Origin of the sequence: Aliidiomarina sp. B3213 (genome assembly GCF_003290085.1) — a bacterium.
Lineage (GTDB): Bacteria > Pseudomonadota > Gammaproteobacteria > Enterobacterales > Alteromonadaceae > Aliidiomarina.
The window spans coordinates 738245-756694 of the sequence record NZ_QMKJ01000002.1 but is presented as its reverse complement, the minus strand read 5'-3'; the positions used below and the strand labels follow the sequence as shown (position 1 = coordinate 756694).

Annotated in this window: 13 protein-coding genes; 3 read left to right on the top strand and 10 right to left on the bottom strand. The window is 46.6% G+C overall.

Features of this window, described 5'->3' with window-relative positions; genetic code table 11:
• Positions 1 to 45: 45 nt before the first annotated feature.
• A complete protein-coding gene (locus tag DQX04_RS08755) occupies positions 46 to 993 on the top strand; it encodes a YeiH family protein (protein WP_111915505.1) in 948 nt (315 codons plus the stop codon).
• A 3-nt stretch (positions 994 to 996) separates the two neighbouring features.
• On the opposite strand, the gene DQX04_RS08750 is transcribed toward DQX04_RS08755, so the two are convergent.
• Positions 997 to 3198 carry a patatin-like phospholipase family protein gene (locus DQX04_RS08750; protein WP_111915504.1) on the bottom strand — a complete coding sequence of 734 codons (2202 nt, stop codon included), beginning with the start codon at positions 3196 to 3198 and terminating at the stop codon, positions 997 to 999.
• An 85-nt stretch (positions 3199 to 3283) separates the two neighbouring features.
• Here DQX04_RS08750 and DQX04_RS08745 point away from each other — a divergent pair, with 85 nt between their 5' ends.
• Positions 3284 to 4171 (top strand): putative RNA methyltransferase, encoded by an 888-nt coding sequence (locus DQX04_RS08745; protein WP_111915503.1) that lies wholly within the window; start codon positions 3284 to 3286, stop codon positions 4169 to 4171.
• A gap of 5 nt (positions 4172 to 4176) precedes the next feature.
• On the top strand, positions 4177 to 4749 hold the full coding sequence (locus tag DQX04_RS08740) for a gamma-glutamylcyclotransferase (protein ID WP_111915502.1): 573 nt from the start codon (positions 4177 to 4179) through the stop codon (positions 4747 to 4749).
• 2 nt (positions 4750 to 4751) lie between these two features.
• Here DQX04_RS08740 and DQX04_RS08735 read toward each other — a convergent pair whose 3' ends face one another.
• The 9 genes from DQX04_RS08735 to DQX04_RS08695 form a co-directional block, all read right to left on the bottom strand.
• Positions 4752 to 6212 (bottom strand): NAD-dependent succinate-semialdehyde dehydrogenase, encoded by a 1461-nt coding sequence (locus DQX04_RS08735; RefSeq protein WP_111915501.1) that lies wholly within the window; start codon positions 6210 to 6212, stop codon positions 4752 to 4754.
• A 27-nt stretch (positions 6213 to 6239) separates the two neighbouring features.
• On the bottom strand, positions 6240 to 9134 hold the full coding sequence (locus DQX04_RS08730) for a GGDEF domain-containing protein (RefSeq protein WP_111915500.1): 2895 nt from the start codon (positions 9132 to 9134) through the stop codon (positions 6240 to 6242).
• Positions 9135 to 9228: 94 nt separating this feature from the next.
• Positions 9229 to 9750: a MarR family winged helix-turn-helix transcriptional regulator gene (locus DQX04_RS08725; RefSeq protein ID WP_111915499.1), complete on the bottom strand. Its 522-nt coding sequence runs from the start codon at positions 9748 to 9750 to the stop codon at positions 9229 to 9231.
• A complete protein-coding gene (locus DQX04_RS08720; RefSeq protein WP_111915498.1) occupies positions 9743 to 11062 on the bottom strand; it encodes a serine hydrolase in 1320 nt (439 codons plus the stop codon). Before DQX04_RS08720 ends, DQX04_RS08725 begins: the two co-directional genes overlap by 8 nt.
• Positions 11063 to 11133: 71 nt before the next feature.
• Positions 11134 to 11556: an EVE domain-containing protein gene (locus DQX04_RS08715; protein WP_111915497.1), complete on the bottom strand. Its 423-nt coding sequence runs from the start codon at positions 11554 to 11556 to the stop codon at positions 11134 to 11136.
• Positions 11557 to 11582: 26 nt separating this feature from the next.
• Complete coding sequence (locus DQX04_RS08710; protein WP_111915496.1) at positions 11583 to 14018, bottom strand: zinc-dependent metalloprotease; 2436 nt, start codon at positions 14016 to 14018, stop codon at positions 11583 to 11585.
• A gap of 131 nt (positions 14019 to 14149) precedes the next feature.
• On the bottom strand, positions 14150 to 16360 hold the full coding sequence (gene katG / locus DQX04_RS08705; protein ID WP_111915495.1) for a catalase/peroxidase HPI: 2211 nt from the start codon (positions 16358 to 16360) through the stop codon (positions 14150 to 14152).
• A gap of 166 nt (positions 16361 to 16526) precedes the next feature.
• Positions 16527 to 17312: a thioredoxin family protein gene (locus DQX04_RS08700; protein WP_111915494.1), complete on the bottom strand. Its 786-nt coding sequence runs from the start codon at positions 17310 to 17312 to the stop codon at positions 16527 to 16529.
• Between the two features lie 17 nt (positions 17313 to 17329).
• A complete protein-coding gene (locus DQX04_RS08695; RefSeq protein ID WP_111915493.1) occupies positions 17330 to 18448 on the bottom strand; it encodes a PepSY domain-containing protein in 1119 nt (372 codons plus the stop codon).
• Positions 18449 to 18450: the final 2 nt, after the last annotated feature.

The window sequence follows — 18450 nt, the reverse complement described above, 5'->3', positions numbered from 1 at the left end:
TTTGTTGTCGATTTAATTATCGTTATTTAGTAATCTAGCGCTCTTATGATTCATATTACCCACATTTTATTTATTTTCACGGCCTTATTGGCGCTTTTCTCGGTGATTAGTGCTCAAATTGCGTTGTTGGCGGGAATCGTGTTTGCTTTACTCGGCTGGGTACCTACGCACTTGCCCTTGAGTAAATGGGCGAAGCAGCTGCTAGCAACCTCTATTGTATTATTGGGGTTCAGCGTACACATCCAAGAAGCGGGAAATCTGCTTTATAACAATATCTTTATTGTCACCAGTAGCATTGGCGTTGCGTTTCTAAGCTGTTTTATTCTTGCTCGCTTAATGGGTATAGACCGAGACCTCGGCTCATTAATCGGTACAGGAACAGCAATTTGTGGGGGTAGCGCAATTGCCGCGGTAAGCCCAGTTATTCGCGCGAAAAGCGCTACTATCGCCATAGCGCTGGGCTGTGTTTTTTTCCTGAATGCCGCCGCTCTTTGGCTCTTTCCAAGTATTGGTAAAGCATTGAACCTTTCACAAACGCAGTTTGGTGTATGGGCCGCACTTGCTATACACGACACCGCCTCTGTAGTTGCAGCTGCTGGTGTTTATGGCGAGAGCGCACAAACAACAGCGACTACATTAAAGTTAGCGCGCGCATTAGCCATCATTCCAGTTGTGATTGTTTTCGCATGGATAATGAAGCGAAAAGGAGCGAGTGCTGGAGAATCTCAGGGCGTATACTTCCCATGGTTTATAAGTGGTTTTGTTATCGCGGCCATTATCTCTAGCCTGTTACCTTCGTTTGCAGCAACATACGACTGGCTTGCTTGGGGCGGAAAGAAAATAATGGCCTTGTGTATTTTCCTGATTGGTGCCGGGTTAACCCCCGCTCTGTTAAAGCAAACCGGGTGGCGTGCCTTGGTAGTAGCGGTTGGCGCTTGGGTCTCTGTTTCGGTTTTCGCTTTATGGTGGGTTGTTACACAAGTTCCAGGGTAACGGTTAAAATGGTCGTCCAATAGCCAGGTATGCACTATTTCTGCTGTCACTATTCTGGCTAAGCCCAAGGTAAAGAGCACCTACGGGTGTTGTAACCACGCCAAGCACTGAGGTGCTATAAGTAAGATCACTTAGCTTAACGTCTTCATTGGTTTGCCAAACATTACCCGCCTCTAAAGCTATACCTAAGTAAACAGGTAAGGTTCCAAACTGCCTGCTGGCCTCTAGTCGATGTAAATATACCGCTTGCCCAAATACCGAATGCTGCCCGGACAAAGCGTTGCGTTCATAGCCGGAAAGGCGCATGAAGCCCCCAAGCTGATGTCGCTGATAAATAGGAGCTTCGCCGTTAAGCGTGGTAGCGAACTCGCCGCCTAGCACTAGCGTATGATTTCCTGATGTCGCAGCTCCTAAACCTTGTATAGAAAGCTGCTGAAAGTTCTCGTCGGAACCTAAAGTTTCATGAAACCACTTGTGCTGCAACGAAACCAACGTTCCTTGCGTCGGCAGGAATACGCTGTCGAGCGAGTCGAAATTAACGCGAATGCCTAATGAACCGGTTTGAAAGCTTTGTTCCGGAACAGTGCTAAAGTTTTCTTGGTAGGTTCCTGTCGAAAAGTCTAGGCTTAGTCGCACGTCGGCGGTATGGCGCCAATGGGTTCCTATATCAAACCCTAGAGTTTGGCGGTCTATCTCGGTAAGAAAGCGAGTTTGCCCCTGGGCTGTATTGTTTATTCGCACTCGATTCAGTTTTAAGCGGGTATTGGTGTATGTGCTCGCGTCTTGGCGAAGGGGCTGCCAATACTGTGCGCGAATCACCGGTTCATTGCCAATTTGAAGGTCGAATTGCAGTTCAGCGCCGTAGTCGTTGACCTGTGTTTTGAGGTAGCTTACTGCAGCACGGTAGTTAGACTGACGGTCAAAGTTTTCTTCAAAGGTTAACCCAAAGCCTAGGTAATCAGGTCCCCAGCTTCTGGGCGTTGCTCGAAGCTCAATGCCGGGCACATCATCTTCCCACATGATCTGGTAGTCAACTTGGTCGAAATAACCTAATCCGTAAATTCGCTCTACGTCGTCATTCAGCGTTTCTGGGTCGAGCAGTCGGCCCGATTCTGTTGCAATGTTCGCCCACAGCATTTGGTCTGGAACGTCAGCACTATTTTCGATACGAAACCAACGCGGAATAAGAGGTTGTGCGTTAACCGAAAGGCTACGTCTGTAGTTGGCCCATTGTTCAGGCGAAACCTGCAATGGCAAAAGCTGTTCTGACGCTTGTTCAGCGGCTTCATAACCGGCACGAATAGCCAGTTCAGCTTTCCCGAAGTCAGCAGCACCAATGTCGAGGCTGAGTAATTGTGGAACAATATGCACGTCGTTTTCATTCAGCAGGGCAACTTGTTGCTGACTGTTATTTCGAATCATTAAGTTTATGGCTTGCTCCATAACCTCGAGCGGTCCTTGTAACTCCTCGAAAGAAGGAAAGTCCTCACCCACGTCCACGGCAATAATTCGAGTCGCGTTCATTTCCTGAGCTAAGTCGACAGGAAGGTTGTTTACCATGCCGCCGTCGACTAAATATCTATTATGCCAGTGCACAGGGGAGAAAATTCCGGGAATCGCCATACTTGCCCGCATAGCCAGTGCTAAGTCGCCATCTTCAATTACCAACAATTCACCTGTTTCTATGTCTACTGCGGTGGCGCGAAACGGTAATGGGAGGTTGTCGAAGTGTGTCAGCTCGCGACCACGAATCGAAAATTCGCGGAGCAACGGCATCAGGCGCTGGCCCTGAATTAAACCGGAAGGGAACTTAAACTCGCCGTCAGAAAAGCCCACTAATGCTTGCGTAGGATATAAGCGGTCTTCTTCTTTGCGGCGAATACTGCGATATGCACGCGGAGCCTGGTCGGTAAATACATTTTGCCAATTCACTGTAAGTACTAGTTCTTCAAGCGAAGCTGCACTGTGTCCTTGCGCATAAAGGCCACCCGCAATAGCGCCCATACTCGTGCCCACCACGAAGTCGACTGGAATACGATGTTCTTCTAAATAAAGTAACACGCCAATGTGGGCTAAGCCTTTTGCACCTCCGCCACCGAGCACTAACCCTACGCGCTCTTCCGGTTCGCTAGCGAATGTCGGAAAAGCTAGCAAAAACAGACTTAAACAAAGTGCCTTTTTGGTAAAATTAGGCATAAGTTGCATGGCAATAGACTTTCCTTGTTGTTTATTGGCTCGGGTACGACTACTCTTTCACACTTAATATTTAGCATGATTATAAAGCAATTATATGAAAATTAATGGATTTAAAGCCTTTATTTGCCCGCTCGACGGAACTGCGCTTAGTGAAAATGAAGCGGGTTGGTCGTGTGCGCAAGGGCACCATTTTGACCGTGCTAAAGAAGGCTATATCAACTTACTTCCGGCTCATTTTAAACGCTCGAAAGATCCGGGGGATAGTAAAACCATGGTGGTCGCGCGTAGGGCGTTCCTTGAAGCGGGTTACTATGAGCCTCTGGCGTCGTTTTTAGCGAAGCTACTCAGCGCTTATCAAGACTCGTTTAGTGGTATTGAGAATAAGTTCAGCATACTCGATGCCGGCTGTGGAGAGGGCTTCTACCTGCGTGAAGTGCTGGAGCACTTACGTTGGGAAAACGACGATTTTGAGTGGGATGCCGTAGGTATCGACATTTCCAAGTGGGCGGTCCAGTCGGCTGCGAAAAAAGCAAAAGATCTAAGCTGGGTGGTTGCTTCTAACGCACAATTACCGCTGCCGTCAGACTCCATGAGTATTGTGTTAAACGTATTTGGATTTGCAGTTTACGAAGAGTTCTTTCGAATTATGAAAGGCGACGGTATGCTGATTCAGGTTGACCCCGGTAGCGACCATTTAAAAGAACTACGGGAAATTATTTACCCTGAAGTTAAGAAAGACAGCGACAATGAGCGAGAGGCTGGAACAGGTTTTAAAACTTTTGAGCGCAGATCGATTCGCTATAAAGTGTTGCTGGAAACACAAGCTGATATTCAAAACTTGCTTACCATGACGCCGCATAGGTATCGTATTTCCCAAGAAAGTTTGATTAAGCTTGAGCAGTTAGAGTCACTAGAAGTCACTGTGCACTTTCAAGTGCATATGATGTCGAAAGGTAAGCTTCCAGAAATTACGGTTCACTAAACGTTATGGCACATGACACGCAAACTTTAAATAAAAACCGTATGCCCTTACACCCAGAACACCCCGTGTGGGTTTTTGGTTATGGTTCGTTAATTCATAAAGTAGACTTTCCTTATCTGCAGCGTCGGCCCGCCTACATAGAAGATTGGCAGCGCCGGTTCTGGCAGGGTTCACATGATCATCGCGGAACCCCTGAAGCACCGGGGCGTGTGCTTACATTAATCCCTGCCCAAGGCCAGCAATGTGTAGGTATGGCCTATCAAGTTAAACCTGAAGTGTTTGAACACCTTGATCACCGCGAAAAGAATGGCTATTTGCGCATAGAAACGGCATTGCATTTCGTGGACGGTAACCAGCCAGAGTCGGAAAGAGGTTTGGTTTATATTGCTGGCCCAGACAATGCAGCTTACTTGGGGCCTGCGTCAGACCTAGAAATTGCGCAGCAAATAGCTTGCTCGGAAGGACCAAGTGGCCCTAACGACGAGTATGTACTTAAACTTGCAGAGGCTTTACGGCAACTCGACACCGAAGACGATCACGTGTTCAGCATCGAGTCTTTATTAGTAAAGCCTAAATAAAACTAAGCTTCGCCGCCAAGACATAAGTATTTCATTTCGGTATATTCTTCAATGCCGTGGCGGCCACCTTCACGGCCTAAGCCTGAAGACTTTACACCACCAAATGGTGCAGCTGCATTTGAAATTAAGCCCGTATTTACTCCAATAATGCCGGCTTCTAATGCTTCACTCACTCTGCGAATGCGATGAATATTTTGCGCATAAAAGTAAGCTGCCAACCCAAACTCTGTGTCATTCGCATGCTCTATAGCTTCACTTTCGTCGTCGAATATAAAAAGCGGCGCTAAAGGGCCGAAGGTTTCTTCGTGGGCGCATTTCATGGATTGAGTCGCATTGCCAACAATGGTTGGCTGAAACCATAACCCACCTAATTCATGAGGCTTGCCGCCTAATTCTAGCGAACCACCTTGGCTCAATGCGTCTTCGATGTGTTCTTCTACCTTTTTCACTGCGTCATTGTTGATCAGAGGTCCAATAACTACATCGCTCTCCAGCCCGTCTCCTACCTTTAACGCAGCTACCTTTTCTCGGAAAGCGGCTAGAAATTCAGGATAAACACTACGCTGAACATAGATTCGGTTGGTGCATACACAGGTTTGCCCAGCATTTCTAAATTTACAGGCCACAGCACCTTCGGCTGCTGCTTCAATGTCTGCGTCATCGAATACAATGAAAGGTGCATTCCCCCCAAGCTCCAACGAAATATTTTTGATTGTGCTAGAGGCCTGAGCCATTAATGTAGAGCCTACTGCGGTAGAGCCAGTGAAACTTATTTTGCGTACCAGAGGGTGCGTGGATAGTTGTTCGCCAATCTCTTTCGCGGATCCGGTAATAACATTCAAGACACCGTCGGGAACGCCCGCTTGAATCGCTAGTTCAGCAATAGCTAGCGCGGTAAACGGCGTTTGAGAGGCGGGCTTCACCACCATAGTGCAGCCAGCAGCGAGTGCCGGCCCAACCTTGCGGGTAATCATTGCAGCAGGAAAGTTCCAAGGCGTAATCGCAGCACATACACCAACCGGCTCTCTTGTGACCACTATTCGTGCGTCTTCACTTGCTCCGGGAATCGTTTCGCCGTATACGCGTTTACCTTCTTCGGCGTACCACTCTATAAAGCTAGCGGCATAAGCAATTTCACCGGAAGCTTCGGCTAAGGGTTTGCCTTGTTCGCGAGTCATAATTTCAGCGAGGGCATCTTGGTGATCCATGATTAAGTTGAACCAGTTGCGCAAAATACTCGAACGTTCGTTCGCGGTTTTCTTTCGCCAAGCGGGAAATGCTTGGTGTGCCGCATGAATCGCTTTTTCTGACTCTGCAGATGACAAGCTTGGAACTGTGCCCAGCGTTTCGTTAGACGCAGGATTATTTACCGAAATGGTTTCACTTGAGCTGCTCGAAATCCATTGCCCATTGACTAAACACTGTTGCTTAAAAAGCTGCTTTGCTTCGTTACTCCAAGTCATAGCGTACTCCTTACCCTGGAATCTGCACTAGCAAACTCGGTTGCGCCCACTTTCTTTCGCTTCATATAGGGCTTTGTCCGCTCGCTCAAGTACAGTCTGAATTGCATGTTCCGGTGCTGTTATATTTTCAGGCTGCATTACTGCCACACCGACCGAAATAGTAATTTGACTCACTGTAGACTCTACATGCTGTCGCATTGCTTCTGCGACATCAAGTGCATGCTCTTGAGACGCTCCTGGCATAACTACAGTAAACTCTTCTCCACCAAACCTTGCGACTAAATCTTCTTGTCTTCTTAACGTTGTTTGTAGGGCATGAGCTACTTCTTTCAAAACATTATCACCGGCTAAATGACCATTGGTGTCGTTATAAGACTTAAAGTGGTCAACATCGATTTGTAAAAGCGATAATGGTTTTCCACTGCTCATACAGTGATGTACGGCTTCACCAAGAAATTGATCAAGTCGTCTACGATTAGCGATGCCGGTTAGACCGTCCACATTCGCCATAGACTCAAGTTTCTTATTAGCATTCGCAAGGTCTTGGGTTCGTTCCTCCACCATGTCTTTTAAACGCCGTTTTTCGAGCGCTAACAAACGCGTCCGGCGACGAATGAAGTATTTAACGACGAGGAATAACATTGCGATGATAAGCAATACAGCGAGAGCGCGTATCCACGTATTGTCATACCACGGAGGCTGAATGGTAAAGTTAAGCGGTACCGTTTTCGTAATCTCGCCGTTGGGCGAAAGTGCTTTTACCATAAAGGAATAGCTACCTGGGGATAAGTTAGAATAGGTAATTCTCGTGCTTCTATTCCACTCACTAAAATGATCTTCGTATCCTTCCAAACGCGCACTATAAAGTGTTTCACCAACGGCCGAAGAATTAGGCATGGCGAAGTTAAATTGCAATGCAAACCTGCCTGACTCGAAGTTGTAATTCTGATTGAGCTCCAGTCGTTCAGCCGAATCGCCTTTAATTTTCACAATACTATTCATGCGAACCGGTTCAGTATTAAAGCTTTGCTGAGTCGCTTGCGGTTGCAATGTAACTAATGCTGAATGGCTACCTAACACCACATATTGTGCGTAAGCGTCGTTTACAAATAGTGTGGTAATGGCCCCGGGTAGCAAGCCATTAAATTGAACGTTTTGCCATTTTTGTAGATCTGGATCGCCACCATTGAAGTGATATAGATAATTGAAGCTATAAGCCCAATAGTCGTTGTTTACACCGCCTTCTATTCTTACCGCTTGCTCAGCTTCTAGCGCTTCCCAAAGTCCAGAACCTTCGGGTGTGGCAGTACCGTTTTCCCAATTATAAAGACCTTTGGCAGTACTTATGACGAGTTGGCTGTCAAACTGAGAGAGAATAGCCTCTCGCGCCAAGCCATAACTTATCCCGCTCTCTTCTCCCACATAGTGCACACGTGTCACCATCGAGTATGACTCGTCCAGTGTGACCTCGATAACTCCTCGATGTGATGTGCCAAGTAATAGCGTTTGTGCATCAAGCTGCGCAATAGAATTCACTAACGTACCCGGTTCGGTCCACTCCAATGTTAAACCGTGAACCGGGTGCCAAATCGCTAAGCCCAACTCTGTGCCGACAAAAGTATAATTTTCTCGAAACTTCGATTCTTGAAATAGGCGCGGATATAACGTGGCGTGGGTTAACGGAGTTAAGCCATCGTCGCTGACTTGTTGTATTTGATAACTATCAGCAAGAAGAGCGTAGTCGCCATTGAGCTCCATGAGGTCCCATGCTTCGTGATTGGTCCAACTGACCTTTTCGAAATGAGGCACCGGCTCGCTAATAAGTTCAAACACGCCTGCGCTGGTGAGCGTAAACCAGCGGTCGTGCCAATTGCGAATATTATGAACCCGACCTCTAATACCGGTTTGCGGACCAATAATACGCCACTGGGACGGCCATTCAATGCGAACAACATCTTGTTCTGCTAGCGCATAAATAGCATTGTTGAAGCCGCCCGCAAGTTGCAAAATGGTGTTGTAGCTTACGGGAAAGCGCTCTACATTTTGGGTGTCCCAATGGAAAATGAATACCGAACCTTCCTTGTGTGCCAAAGCCACTTGTCCGGGCCCTACCTCTGCGACATCATAAAATTCGTCGCCGCTTGGAAGTTGATCTAGGTTAAATAATTGAGGAACTAGGTAGTTATCCTGTTCAGGTTGATAAGGGTTATCTACATGAAGCCATTGGCCGCTACGCGTATTGGCAAGCCAACCGTCTTCCCCTAAACCGACCAAATCATAGATATGCTCGTGCCAAAGTGAGTGTTCACTTACTAATTCAAAATTTCCTTGGCGATAATGTGCTAGGCCTAACCCACGGTATTGCACATAAACTTGATTGTCGAAAGCGTTAATGGCGCCGAAGCGTCCTTCAAACTGCCACACAGACGTAGCGCCTGTGTTTATGTCATAGCGAAATAAGTCCCGAACAGCTTTAAAATAAACAGCGTCTTCGGTCACCAGCAAATCCCAAATATCGGCATACCCAGCCGTGCGTAATGACGTAAATTCTTGCGAAAGGTCATGAAAGACCAGTTGCCCCGTGGTGTCTGGCTCAATATAGCCAAAGCTGTCGTAACCGCCCACGTACATACGCCGATCCTTACCCGCGGTTAACGAACGCACAAGTTTGCGATTGGGAGTGGCAATGAAGGTCCAGTTCTCACCGTCGTAAACCTTAATGCCGGTATTTGTTCCTACATATATGAAGCCTTCGTTACCCACGGCAATCGCGTGTGATTCGGGGTGACTATTCATATTCGACTCGAAGTTGCCGATGGGGGGAATACCAATGGATAGAATAGGATTAGTGTGATGGCTAGCAAAGCTTGCAGCGGGAAGCGCGGAAAGTAGGAGCAAACATAGAAGCCATATACGACGCACAGATACACTCTCTTTTGTATGAAAATTATTCAATATCAAAAGTTAGCACGAGTTTTGCGGTGTGGGAAGTTACCTAAACGTTTTCTAGTGGCGCTTATTCCGGCTTCTCAATCGGTAGTAATGCGGCATCAAACTGCAAAATATACTGTTTGAGTTTCGCTTTGTCGTTTTCATTAAAGTTTTGCAGAATGGTAGCTGCAAGTTGAAAGCGCTCTGTGGTGACTTTGTCGATAAGCTCAACGCCTTTGTCTGTTAACTTAATCCAACGCTTACGCCTGTCATGCTTATCTTGAGCTCGAATAAGCAACCCTCGTTTGATAAGCCTGTCCACACAAGTGGTGAGTGCGCCACTCGTTAATAGAATTTCTGACAAAATGTCGTTGGCTATAGCCGCATAGGGTTGGCCTTTGCGCCTTAAGCAAGCTAATAGGTCGTGTTCATTATTTAGTAATTGGTACTTCTTTAATGCTGTTTGTCCTGTGCGCTCAATACGTCTGACTACGCCAATTAGAACACCCAGTAACGCTGCATCTTCAACCGGTAAATCAGGTTTCTCACGGCGCCATTCAGACGCCATAAAGTCTGCTAGTTCAGGGTTTTCGTTGGCTTTAGTCATTACAGCTCCTAGCTTGTTCTCGCTGCATAGGGAAACGTGCGCCACCCATAGCTACTGCGAAAAGTTGAGGCTGATTATTGTGCCACTCTATTGCAAAGCTATCGAGCACTTTAGGGTCGTGAAATAGTGTGGTTTCGTTTTCAAATAAAAGCTCTTGCGGAGCTTGCTCTGACGCCGGATCATTCAAATAAATGCCGTTCGCGTCGCACGTTAGAATAAGGGTTTGGCCATTAACCAACAACGTGTAATCGCCAGCAATTTGCTCCGCTATATACGGTTGGTATGCGATAGCTTGACGGTTAATTTCTTTTGGAATAGGTACGGCTTCTCCTGTAAAAATCCGCTTCATGTCAGAAATCACATCGGTTATGGGAACAGCTGTTGTATTGGCAAGCATCACGAAAGTAAGTTGTTGGTTGCTGTCGTGATAAAGGTAACTACGATAGCCTCTTTTGGCTCCGGCATGCTCAACAATGCCGTTGGAGCGAATATCTGGCGATTCGATTTGGCGTACAAACTGGGCAAGGTCTTGAGCCGTCGAATAAAGATCTCCGCTTTCGAATTGCAGAAACTTATAGCGTTCAGCCGCAACCGCGGTGTCGCTTTCTGGATAATAGTAACCTTGCGCATAGTTATCTTGCTGGAAGGCTGCATTCGCATTCATAGTTCGAGTCAGTGATAACGGTTCGAAAACCTCAGCCCTAAAAACTTCATTTGGGTGTTGTTCAAACCATTCTCCAATCGCTATATCGATAAGCAGGTAACCAAAGTTAGAATAATAAAACTCTTCTCCGGGCGCAGTGCGTAATGGCTGAGAAAGAATCAATGCTTTCGTTTCTTCTAGCGTGTATGGGGTGTCGCCGAACTCATGCGCTTCTCCTCGGGGTAAGCCACTTTCGTGATTGAGCAACATGCGTAGGGTCCACGCTGGATGTATATTGGCGCCATCTATCCACTCAACCAAGGGAATGTCTGCGAAACCTTCTACGGGAGGGTTTTGAAAGACAAGATATTGGTTCATGAGTTTACGCACAGAGGCAATATGGAACATTGACTCTGGGGTTACGGCGCCTCGAGTTGGAAAGTCTTGTGCTTGAAATGCTTTGTTAACTAATACTTCGGAGTTTCTAGATAAGTAAACTACGCCATTAAACTTTGATAGGTTAGCCAGTGCTTCAAAGTACTCAACAACATCTGTAGTTGTCTCTTGTTCGGAGTTCTCGCTTAGCTCAGGTTGTGGATTGTTGCACCCTGAAAGTAACGCGCATAAACCAAACATGATAAATATTAATTTCAAATCACGGACGAACATAAACACCTCAATATCTTTGTGTAGAGATAATTTATCTTTACATAAAGATATTGTCAATGCTGACGTTTACTTTAAATAAAAGCGTGAACCGCGTTCCATTCAGTTTGGCTAAAGGGAATAACCGACAGCCTATTGCCTTTCTGTACCAGTGGGTTCTTTGCGAGGGCAGGAATAGACTTTAGTTCATTTAGCGTAATAACTCGTTTGAACTTAGCTTTGAAGATTAAGTCGACGGCACTCCAGCGGTTGCTCTCAATATTTTCTTGCGTGGGGTCTGGGTAAGCCTCTTTCACAACCTCCACTGTTCCGGCGATGCCGATTGCTTTGCAGCTGGAATGGTAAATAAAGACGCTATCACCAACCTTCATTTCTCTCATAAAGTTTCGAGCCTGGTAATTTCGTACTCCGTCCCAGCAAATCGGCGACTCTGCTTGTCGGGCAAAGTCGTCGATGCTGCACTCATCTGGCTCGGTTTTCATAAGCCAATACGCCATGTGTTGCTCCTTGAATAATTAGCGCGCTAAATCGGGGAGCCTGGCGGTAACTCCGCAGGAGCAAACGCTTCAGGCCACTCTTGGTCTATAAGTGCTTGATTCACCAATCTTGCCAAATAAGCACTAAATGCACTGCTCTCATAACGCCAGCTATCGGCATCGTCGGCAAGCTTATCTGCGGAGTGACGAAGTACCTGTTGCAAGGCCGCGCGCACTTCTGGTGCCGTGTTTGAGTTCATCGATGTTTGGAAAATTTGATACGCAGTCACATAAGCGGTGCGCTGTGAAATCGGGTCTTTTACGTCTTCTAATGTATCCCAAGTTGCTTGCAACGCCTGCCTAGCCACCTGTGCAGGTGATGGAATGCTTGCGTCATTTGCGTGTTGCCACTGTAATCGGTTCAGACGCAATGGATGGAACAAAAGCTGTAACGTATGGTTCGCACTCGCTTCTGCAATCGTAACTGGGTCGTTAAATAGCCCCATTCGTCCTGGGAAGTCTTCTCTAGAGTCATACGAGCCATATGCATTGGGCACAAGTAATTGTTGAACCGACTGAGGAATAGTCAAGAAGTCGGTACCTAAAGTGTTCAATAGCGCGTCAATCGCTGCTTGTTGTTGCTCGCTGCTCACCATGGTGTGATCGACTGGCTGCTCACCCGTAACGTAATAGCGGTAATGCACACCCGCTACTAGTTTAGCTGCTGCCTCCACCTGATAACGGTGTAAATAGAACATCGGCACTAACACATGCTCTAAGTCACTAAGCGGTTGACCTTCGGCTATATTGCTAAGGCCGAATTGATTAAGTACTTGGCTACGAATGTTCACCAAACGGTTTAATTCGTCGGTGGCATTTGCGCCGTTATTCCATAGGTGCGCGGTAGGGTGCCCACCATGAGCTGCCCGTGCGTCACGGTCAGAAATGAAGTGCAGGTCTTGCTCACGCGCTTGTTCAAGCAACGAAGTAAGTCCACGACGTTCTGTTTCTTGGTCTGCAAACTCACTATACGCATAAGCCACTGTGAATTTGTCCCATATACCCATACCTGTTGCGTAAGCATTTTGCAGCGTAACTTCGCCTTGCTCATTAAGCTCGATGAGAGGGTGTGGGTAGTCCATAACAGACGCACGGTTTTGCGAGTTCGAAGCAAAGTTATGAGCAATACCCAGGGTATGCCCAATTTCATGTGCTGAAAGTTGACGAATACGATGCAGCGCAACTCGTTCAATTTCAGCTAGTAGGGCCTCGGTGTCTTTTTCTTCTGAAAATGGCGCTAATAATCCCTGGGCGATGCGCATGTCTTGACGAACGCGCAATGAACCTAAAGTTACATGACCTTTCAGTATTTCACCGGTACGTGGGTCAACTACAGAATAACCGTAAGACCAGCCTCGAGTTGCGCGGTGAACCCATTGAATAACGTTATAACGAACATCCATTGGGTCTGCGTCAGCAGGAAGATCGCGAATTTGGAATGCGTTAATAAAACCAAGGTCCTCAAAGGCTTCGTTCCACCATTCGCCACCTTCGATAAGTGCTGTGCGAACTGGCTCAGGAACACCTGGGTCAAGGTAATAAATAATCGGTTCAATTGCTTCACTTCGTTCAGCACTTGGGTTTGCTTTTTCCAAGCGATGACGGCGCACATACTGAGTGGTCATGTCTTGCTGTAGCGGTACTGCATAGTCTTGAAAACTGTTTGGGAACAAGCCGCTGTTTGGGTGGAAAGCACGTGGTTCATAATCTTCTGGCGGTAAGGCAATAAACGAGTGGTGTAAATGAACCGTAAGCGCAGAACTGTCAGGGGTTACCGAGCGCAAGTAATAGCCTGCTTGGCTTCCAGAAAATGTGACTTTAGCTTCTAATTCCGTATTGCGTGGGAACGACTTGGTACGCTCTAGCCACAACACTGAGCGTGAAGGGTCAACACGAAATTGTCCTTCATTCAGGCTTTGTAAGCGTGTGCTAATGCCATGAATGTCGGTGTATAAGAATGGTGTGTAGTCAAGCAATACCCGGCCATCTGTTTTAGCGACAATGTCGAAGCCAAATAATGTCGACTCGGCGAAGGCTTCTTGCACGCTAAGACGCTCTGCTTGGTTTTCGGTAATTGCCCTATATTGTGTATTTTTCTCAATGAGTAATGCTCTTTCCCCATGAAAGCTGAAGTGAGCAAGACGCGTTGCGCCCAGTTGCCCTCGGTCCAGGCCTAAATCGTTTGAACCTACACCTCGGGGAAGGCTACTTTGAAAAATAAATGCACCGGCATTTTCAGGTACTTCGAGGTATACCCGGTCTTTTGCTTGGTCAACATAAAGATTAAAAAAGCCTTCTCGTCTTTCTAAGCTTTCCGTAAATTCTTCTATGCTCTGCTCTTGCGCCTCAGCTAACGGCATATTAATGAGCAGAAGGCAGCTTAAAATGAGTGTAACCAGCGGTAATTTAAATAAAATGCGCATCACGAAGTACCTTTTTGAATTGTTATCAAGGCAGTATCGCTAAATTTTGTAGGGAATAAAACCGAATAGGTTAAAAACAGCAAGGGCGCTTTTAAAGCGCCCTTGGATATTCACGAAATTCGAAATTTCGTTTAGTCGAGTAAGTCAAAGCGGTCAGCATTCATAACCTTGGTCCATGCTGCCACGAAGTCTTTAACAAACTTCTCTTTCGCGTCACTTTGAGCGTAAACTTCTGCAAGTGCACGAAGCTGCGAATTTGAACCGAACACAAGGTCTACGCGTGTTCCTGTCCACTTCACTTTACCTGTAGCGCGGTCGAATGCTTCAAACTCTTCAGCATGTTCATTGGTTGGTTTCCACTCAATTCCCATGTCCGTTAAGTTCACAAAGAAGTCATTGCTTAACACGCCAGGTTTGTCAGTGAATACGCCATGTTTGCTACCTTCATAGTTTGCGTCTAGAACGCGAAGGCCGCCTACAAGAACCGTCATTTCTGGTGCTGTTAGGGTTAACAATTGTGCTTTGTCTAACAGCATCTCTTCTGCACGAACCGTAAACGCTTTTTTCATGAAGTTCCGGAAACCGTCTGCTTCTGGCTCTAGAACATCGAATGAGTCCGCGTCAGTTTGTTCGTCTGTGGCATCGGTACGACCTGGTGTAAACGGTACTTCAATATTGAATCCGCCTTCTTTTGCTGCAGCTTCAACTGCTGCTGAGCCACCGAGTACAATTAAGTCTGCAACAGACACCTGTTTGTTACCTGATTGACTCGAATTAAAGTCTTTCTGGATACCTTCAAGTGTGCTGATCACTTTCTTCAATTGCTCTGGTTGGTTTGCTTCCCAGCTGTTCATTGGCGCTAAGCGAATACGAGCACCGTTTGCACCGCCTCGGCAGTCAGAGCCGCGGAACGTGGAAGCAGAAGACCAAGCTGTGTAAATCAACTCGCGGTTGCTCAAACCTGAATCTAAAATGGTTTTCTTCAGGTTAGAAATGTCGCTACTGTCGATTAAGTCGTGGTCTACCGCAGGAACCGGATCTTGCCAGATTAGGTCTTCTTCAGGAACTTCTGGACCTAAATAACGAGCTTTTGGCCCCATGTCCCGGTGCGTAAGCTTAAACCAAGCACGCGCAAATGCGTCTGCAAATTCTTCAGGATTCTGCTGGAACTTCTCTGAGATCTTGCGATATTCAGAGTCTTCTCGCATAGCCATATCTGCAGTTGTCATCATGATCTTGGTTTTAATCGAAGAATCTTCGACGTCCGGCGCGTGATCTTCGTCTTTCAAGTTCTTAGGAACCCACTGATGTGCTCCGGCTGGGCTTTTTGTCAGCTCCCAGTCGTAACCAAATAGCACGTCGAAGTATTTTCCGTCCCACTGCGTTGGCGTTGGTGTCCATGCACCCTCTAATCCACTGGTAATGGTGTCTCTGCCTTTACCTTTACCGTGGGCGTTTCTCCAACCAAAGCCTTGTTCTTCAAGTGGAGCAGCTTCTGGTTCCGGACCTAAGTTAGAATCAGGTGCGGCGCCGTGAGTTTTACCAAAGGTGTGACCACCAGCAGTAAGCGCAACTGTTTCGTAGTCGTTCATTGCCATGCGATCGAAGGTGTCGCGAATATCGCGGCCAGAAGCTACAGGGTCGGGGTTACCGTCAGGCCCCTCTGGGTTTACATAAATAAGACCCATTTGAACGGCAGCTAGAGGCGCTTCTAGGTTACGGTCGCCAGAGTAACGAACATTACCTAACCACTCGTCTTCAGCACCCCAATAGATGTCTTCTTCTGGTTCCCAAATGTCTTCACGGCCGCCACCGAATCCAAAGGTTTTAAAGCCCATAGATTCAAGTGCAACGTTACCTGCAAGTACGAAAAGGTCAGCCCAAGAAAGGCTATTGCCATACTTTTGTTTCACCGGCCATAGCAAGCGGCGAGCTTTGTCTAGGTTTCCGTTGTCTGGCCAACTGTTTAGCGGTGCAAACCGTTGGTTACCCGTAGACGCACCACCACGACCGTCGCCAGTACGATAAGTACCTGCAGCGTGCCATGCCATACGAATCATGAAAGGACCGTAATGACCATGGTCTGCAGGCCACCAGTCTTTTGAGTCGGTCATCACCTCTTCAAGGTCTTTTTTAACAGCCGCTAAGTCGAGTTTCTTGAAAGCTTCGCGGTAGTTGAAGTCTTCACCTAGTGGGTTCGACTTTTTGTCATTTTGGTGAAGAATTTTTAAATTCAGTTGATTTGGCCACCAGTCTAAATTTTTTGTGCCGGTAGAGCCCATGCGAGTATTCGAGCCATGCATTACAGGGCATTTACCTAATGCGTCTTTCTTGTTGTCCATAGTTTTCTCCAGTTTGTGTTTACTCTTGAATAAGAGATTTACGACACGGATTAACTTCGCAAGAAAACTATAGACCCTGATCGGACTTTTTTGCACAAGCTATTTTCGAATAGCCTAATAGATTTTGTCTATACAGAAGTGCAGTTTGTAATCGGTTATTGCGTTCCTACTGCGCTAACTCCCAGGACAGTGGTGCCGCAGCCTTCAGCGGCTCAATGCTTTGCGTTTGAATGGCTTGCTCCAACATCCGTGGTATTTCGTTTCTAAAAGGGCTTAACTCGTTCCAAGCGGCTAAAAATTCGTCGCGATCTTGGCGATCGGACTCGATATATTGGCGCAATAGTGGCCCTACAATCTGAAACCCGTGCATGACACGCTCGGCCTGCTCTGCTTCAAACGCCAAAATGCGTTGTAATGTTTCTGGGTTAATGTTGCTAGGCTGATACACCGGAAAATTCTTCTCTATAAAATAAGACTCGTAATCTTCATCAGCCTTTGCAGCCGCGCTGGTCCATTGCTGAAAGTCAATTTTGTTCAAAATGGTGCTGGTATTTGGATCAACAATAAGCACCGTAGGCGTTCCGTAAAACGTTGGTAACCCAAAAGTTTGAGTAATGCCATAGCCGGCCTCTAAGTATCCTACATCTACACTAAGCACTTGGTAATTTTGATTCAGTTGTTGATGAAAATCGGGCCTTGAAAAGGCTTGAGCTAATGCCTGGCTATCGTGGCACCACTCTGCACCAAGTACCAATAGCATTGGCTTACTCGAGTTTATTGCCGCCTCTCTTGCTTCATGTAGCTGCTGCATAGAGGCTGGGTGTTGGCTGAATTGAAAGTCTGCATGAATATCTGCCTCATTCGCGGCAGATACTGTTGGAGAAATACCGGCGACTGTGACGAAAAGCAGGGCTTGTAGCCCTGCGATAATGGTTTTAAAAGCTTTGCTCATAGCGCTCTTGTTCTTGGTTATCTAGACTTTCTTCGACGTTTCCAACTTTTGCGTTTTAGCCACATGTACGTTCCAGAAACAGCTAAAAGAAGTGGTATAACGCCAACAAAGCTCCAGAGTATTTTTATCGGCATGCCTGCAAATGTACCAAAGTGAAGGCGCCTAAAGCTATCTAAAGTTTTCATACCGACACCCTGTTCATTTAAATTGTAGGTGCTCTGGTATTCGCCGGTCCATGGGTCGTAATTGGACACACTGCCATAGTTGCTCAGCAATGGATTTGCGGTTGGTGCGCGACCAAATACAGTAAACGGTAATTCTGGCTCAAACGGAAACAATAAATATGTAGGCTTAAAGCCTTCTATTTGTTGCTCACTGTCTGCTACTAAAGCATCGATATTCAGTTCCGAATTATAAAGCCGATCCGTCATAATATGGTGTTGCTCACCGCTACCGTGCTCTTTCCATTCTTCATAATAAATAATCGCGCTGTAATAGCCGCCGGTAATACCCAATACGAGTAATACTGGAGACGCAAAAGTACCGAACATTTTGTGTAAATCACTAAACACCACAAGCAAGCGTTGGTTCCAGCGGAGTGTGAAGAAACGAAGCCAGAATTTCCGGTAGATGATTAGACCGCTGATTCCCATAAAGACTAAGAAAACAGCCAATATAAACGAAACAATAAGACCTAAATGCTCGTCTACGTACGGTAAATCATTCAATAACAGTGTGTAGTGGAGCTCAACTAGCCAATCTGTTAGGTAATGGCCAGACTCGGTTGGACCCGCCTGAAGCTCTCCAGTGTAAGGGTTTAAATAAGCTTTATGCCACTCATCTGTACCTTTCTTTATGACGAATACACGATCGGCTTCGTCGTGACCTTCAGGAAATATCTCCCAGCTGCCAATTTCATAGTTCGGTAGCTGCTCATTCACTTCAGCGGTAAGTTCAGTGAGTGGAAGCCTTGCTTGCTCTGTAGGCTCTAGAGTGGCTATTTCAGGCATAAGCCACGCGTCTAGCTCCTTTTTAAATACAATAATACTTCCGGTTAGGCAAATAACGAGAAAGGGGACCACTAAAATGATCCCCGCCCATCCGTGCCATTGATGTAACTTTTTTCTAGCACTCATAC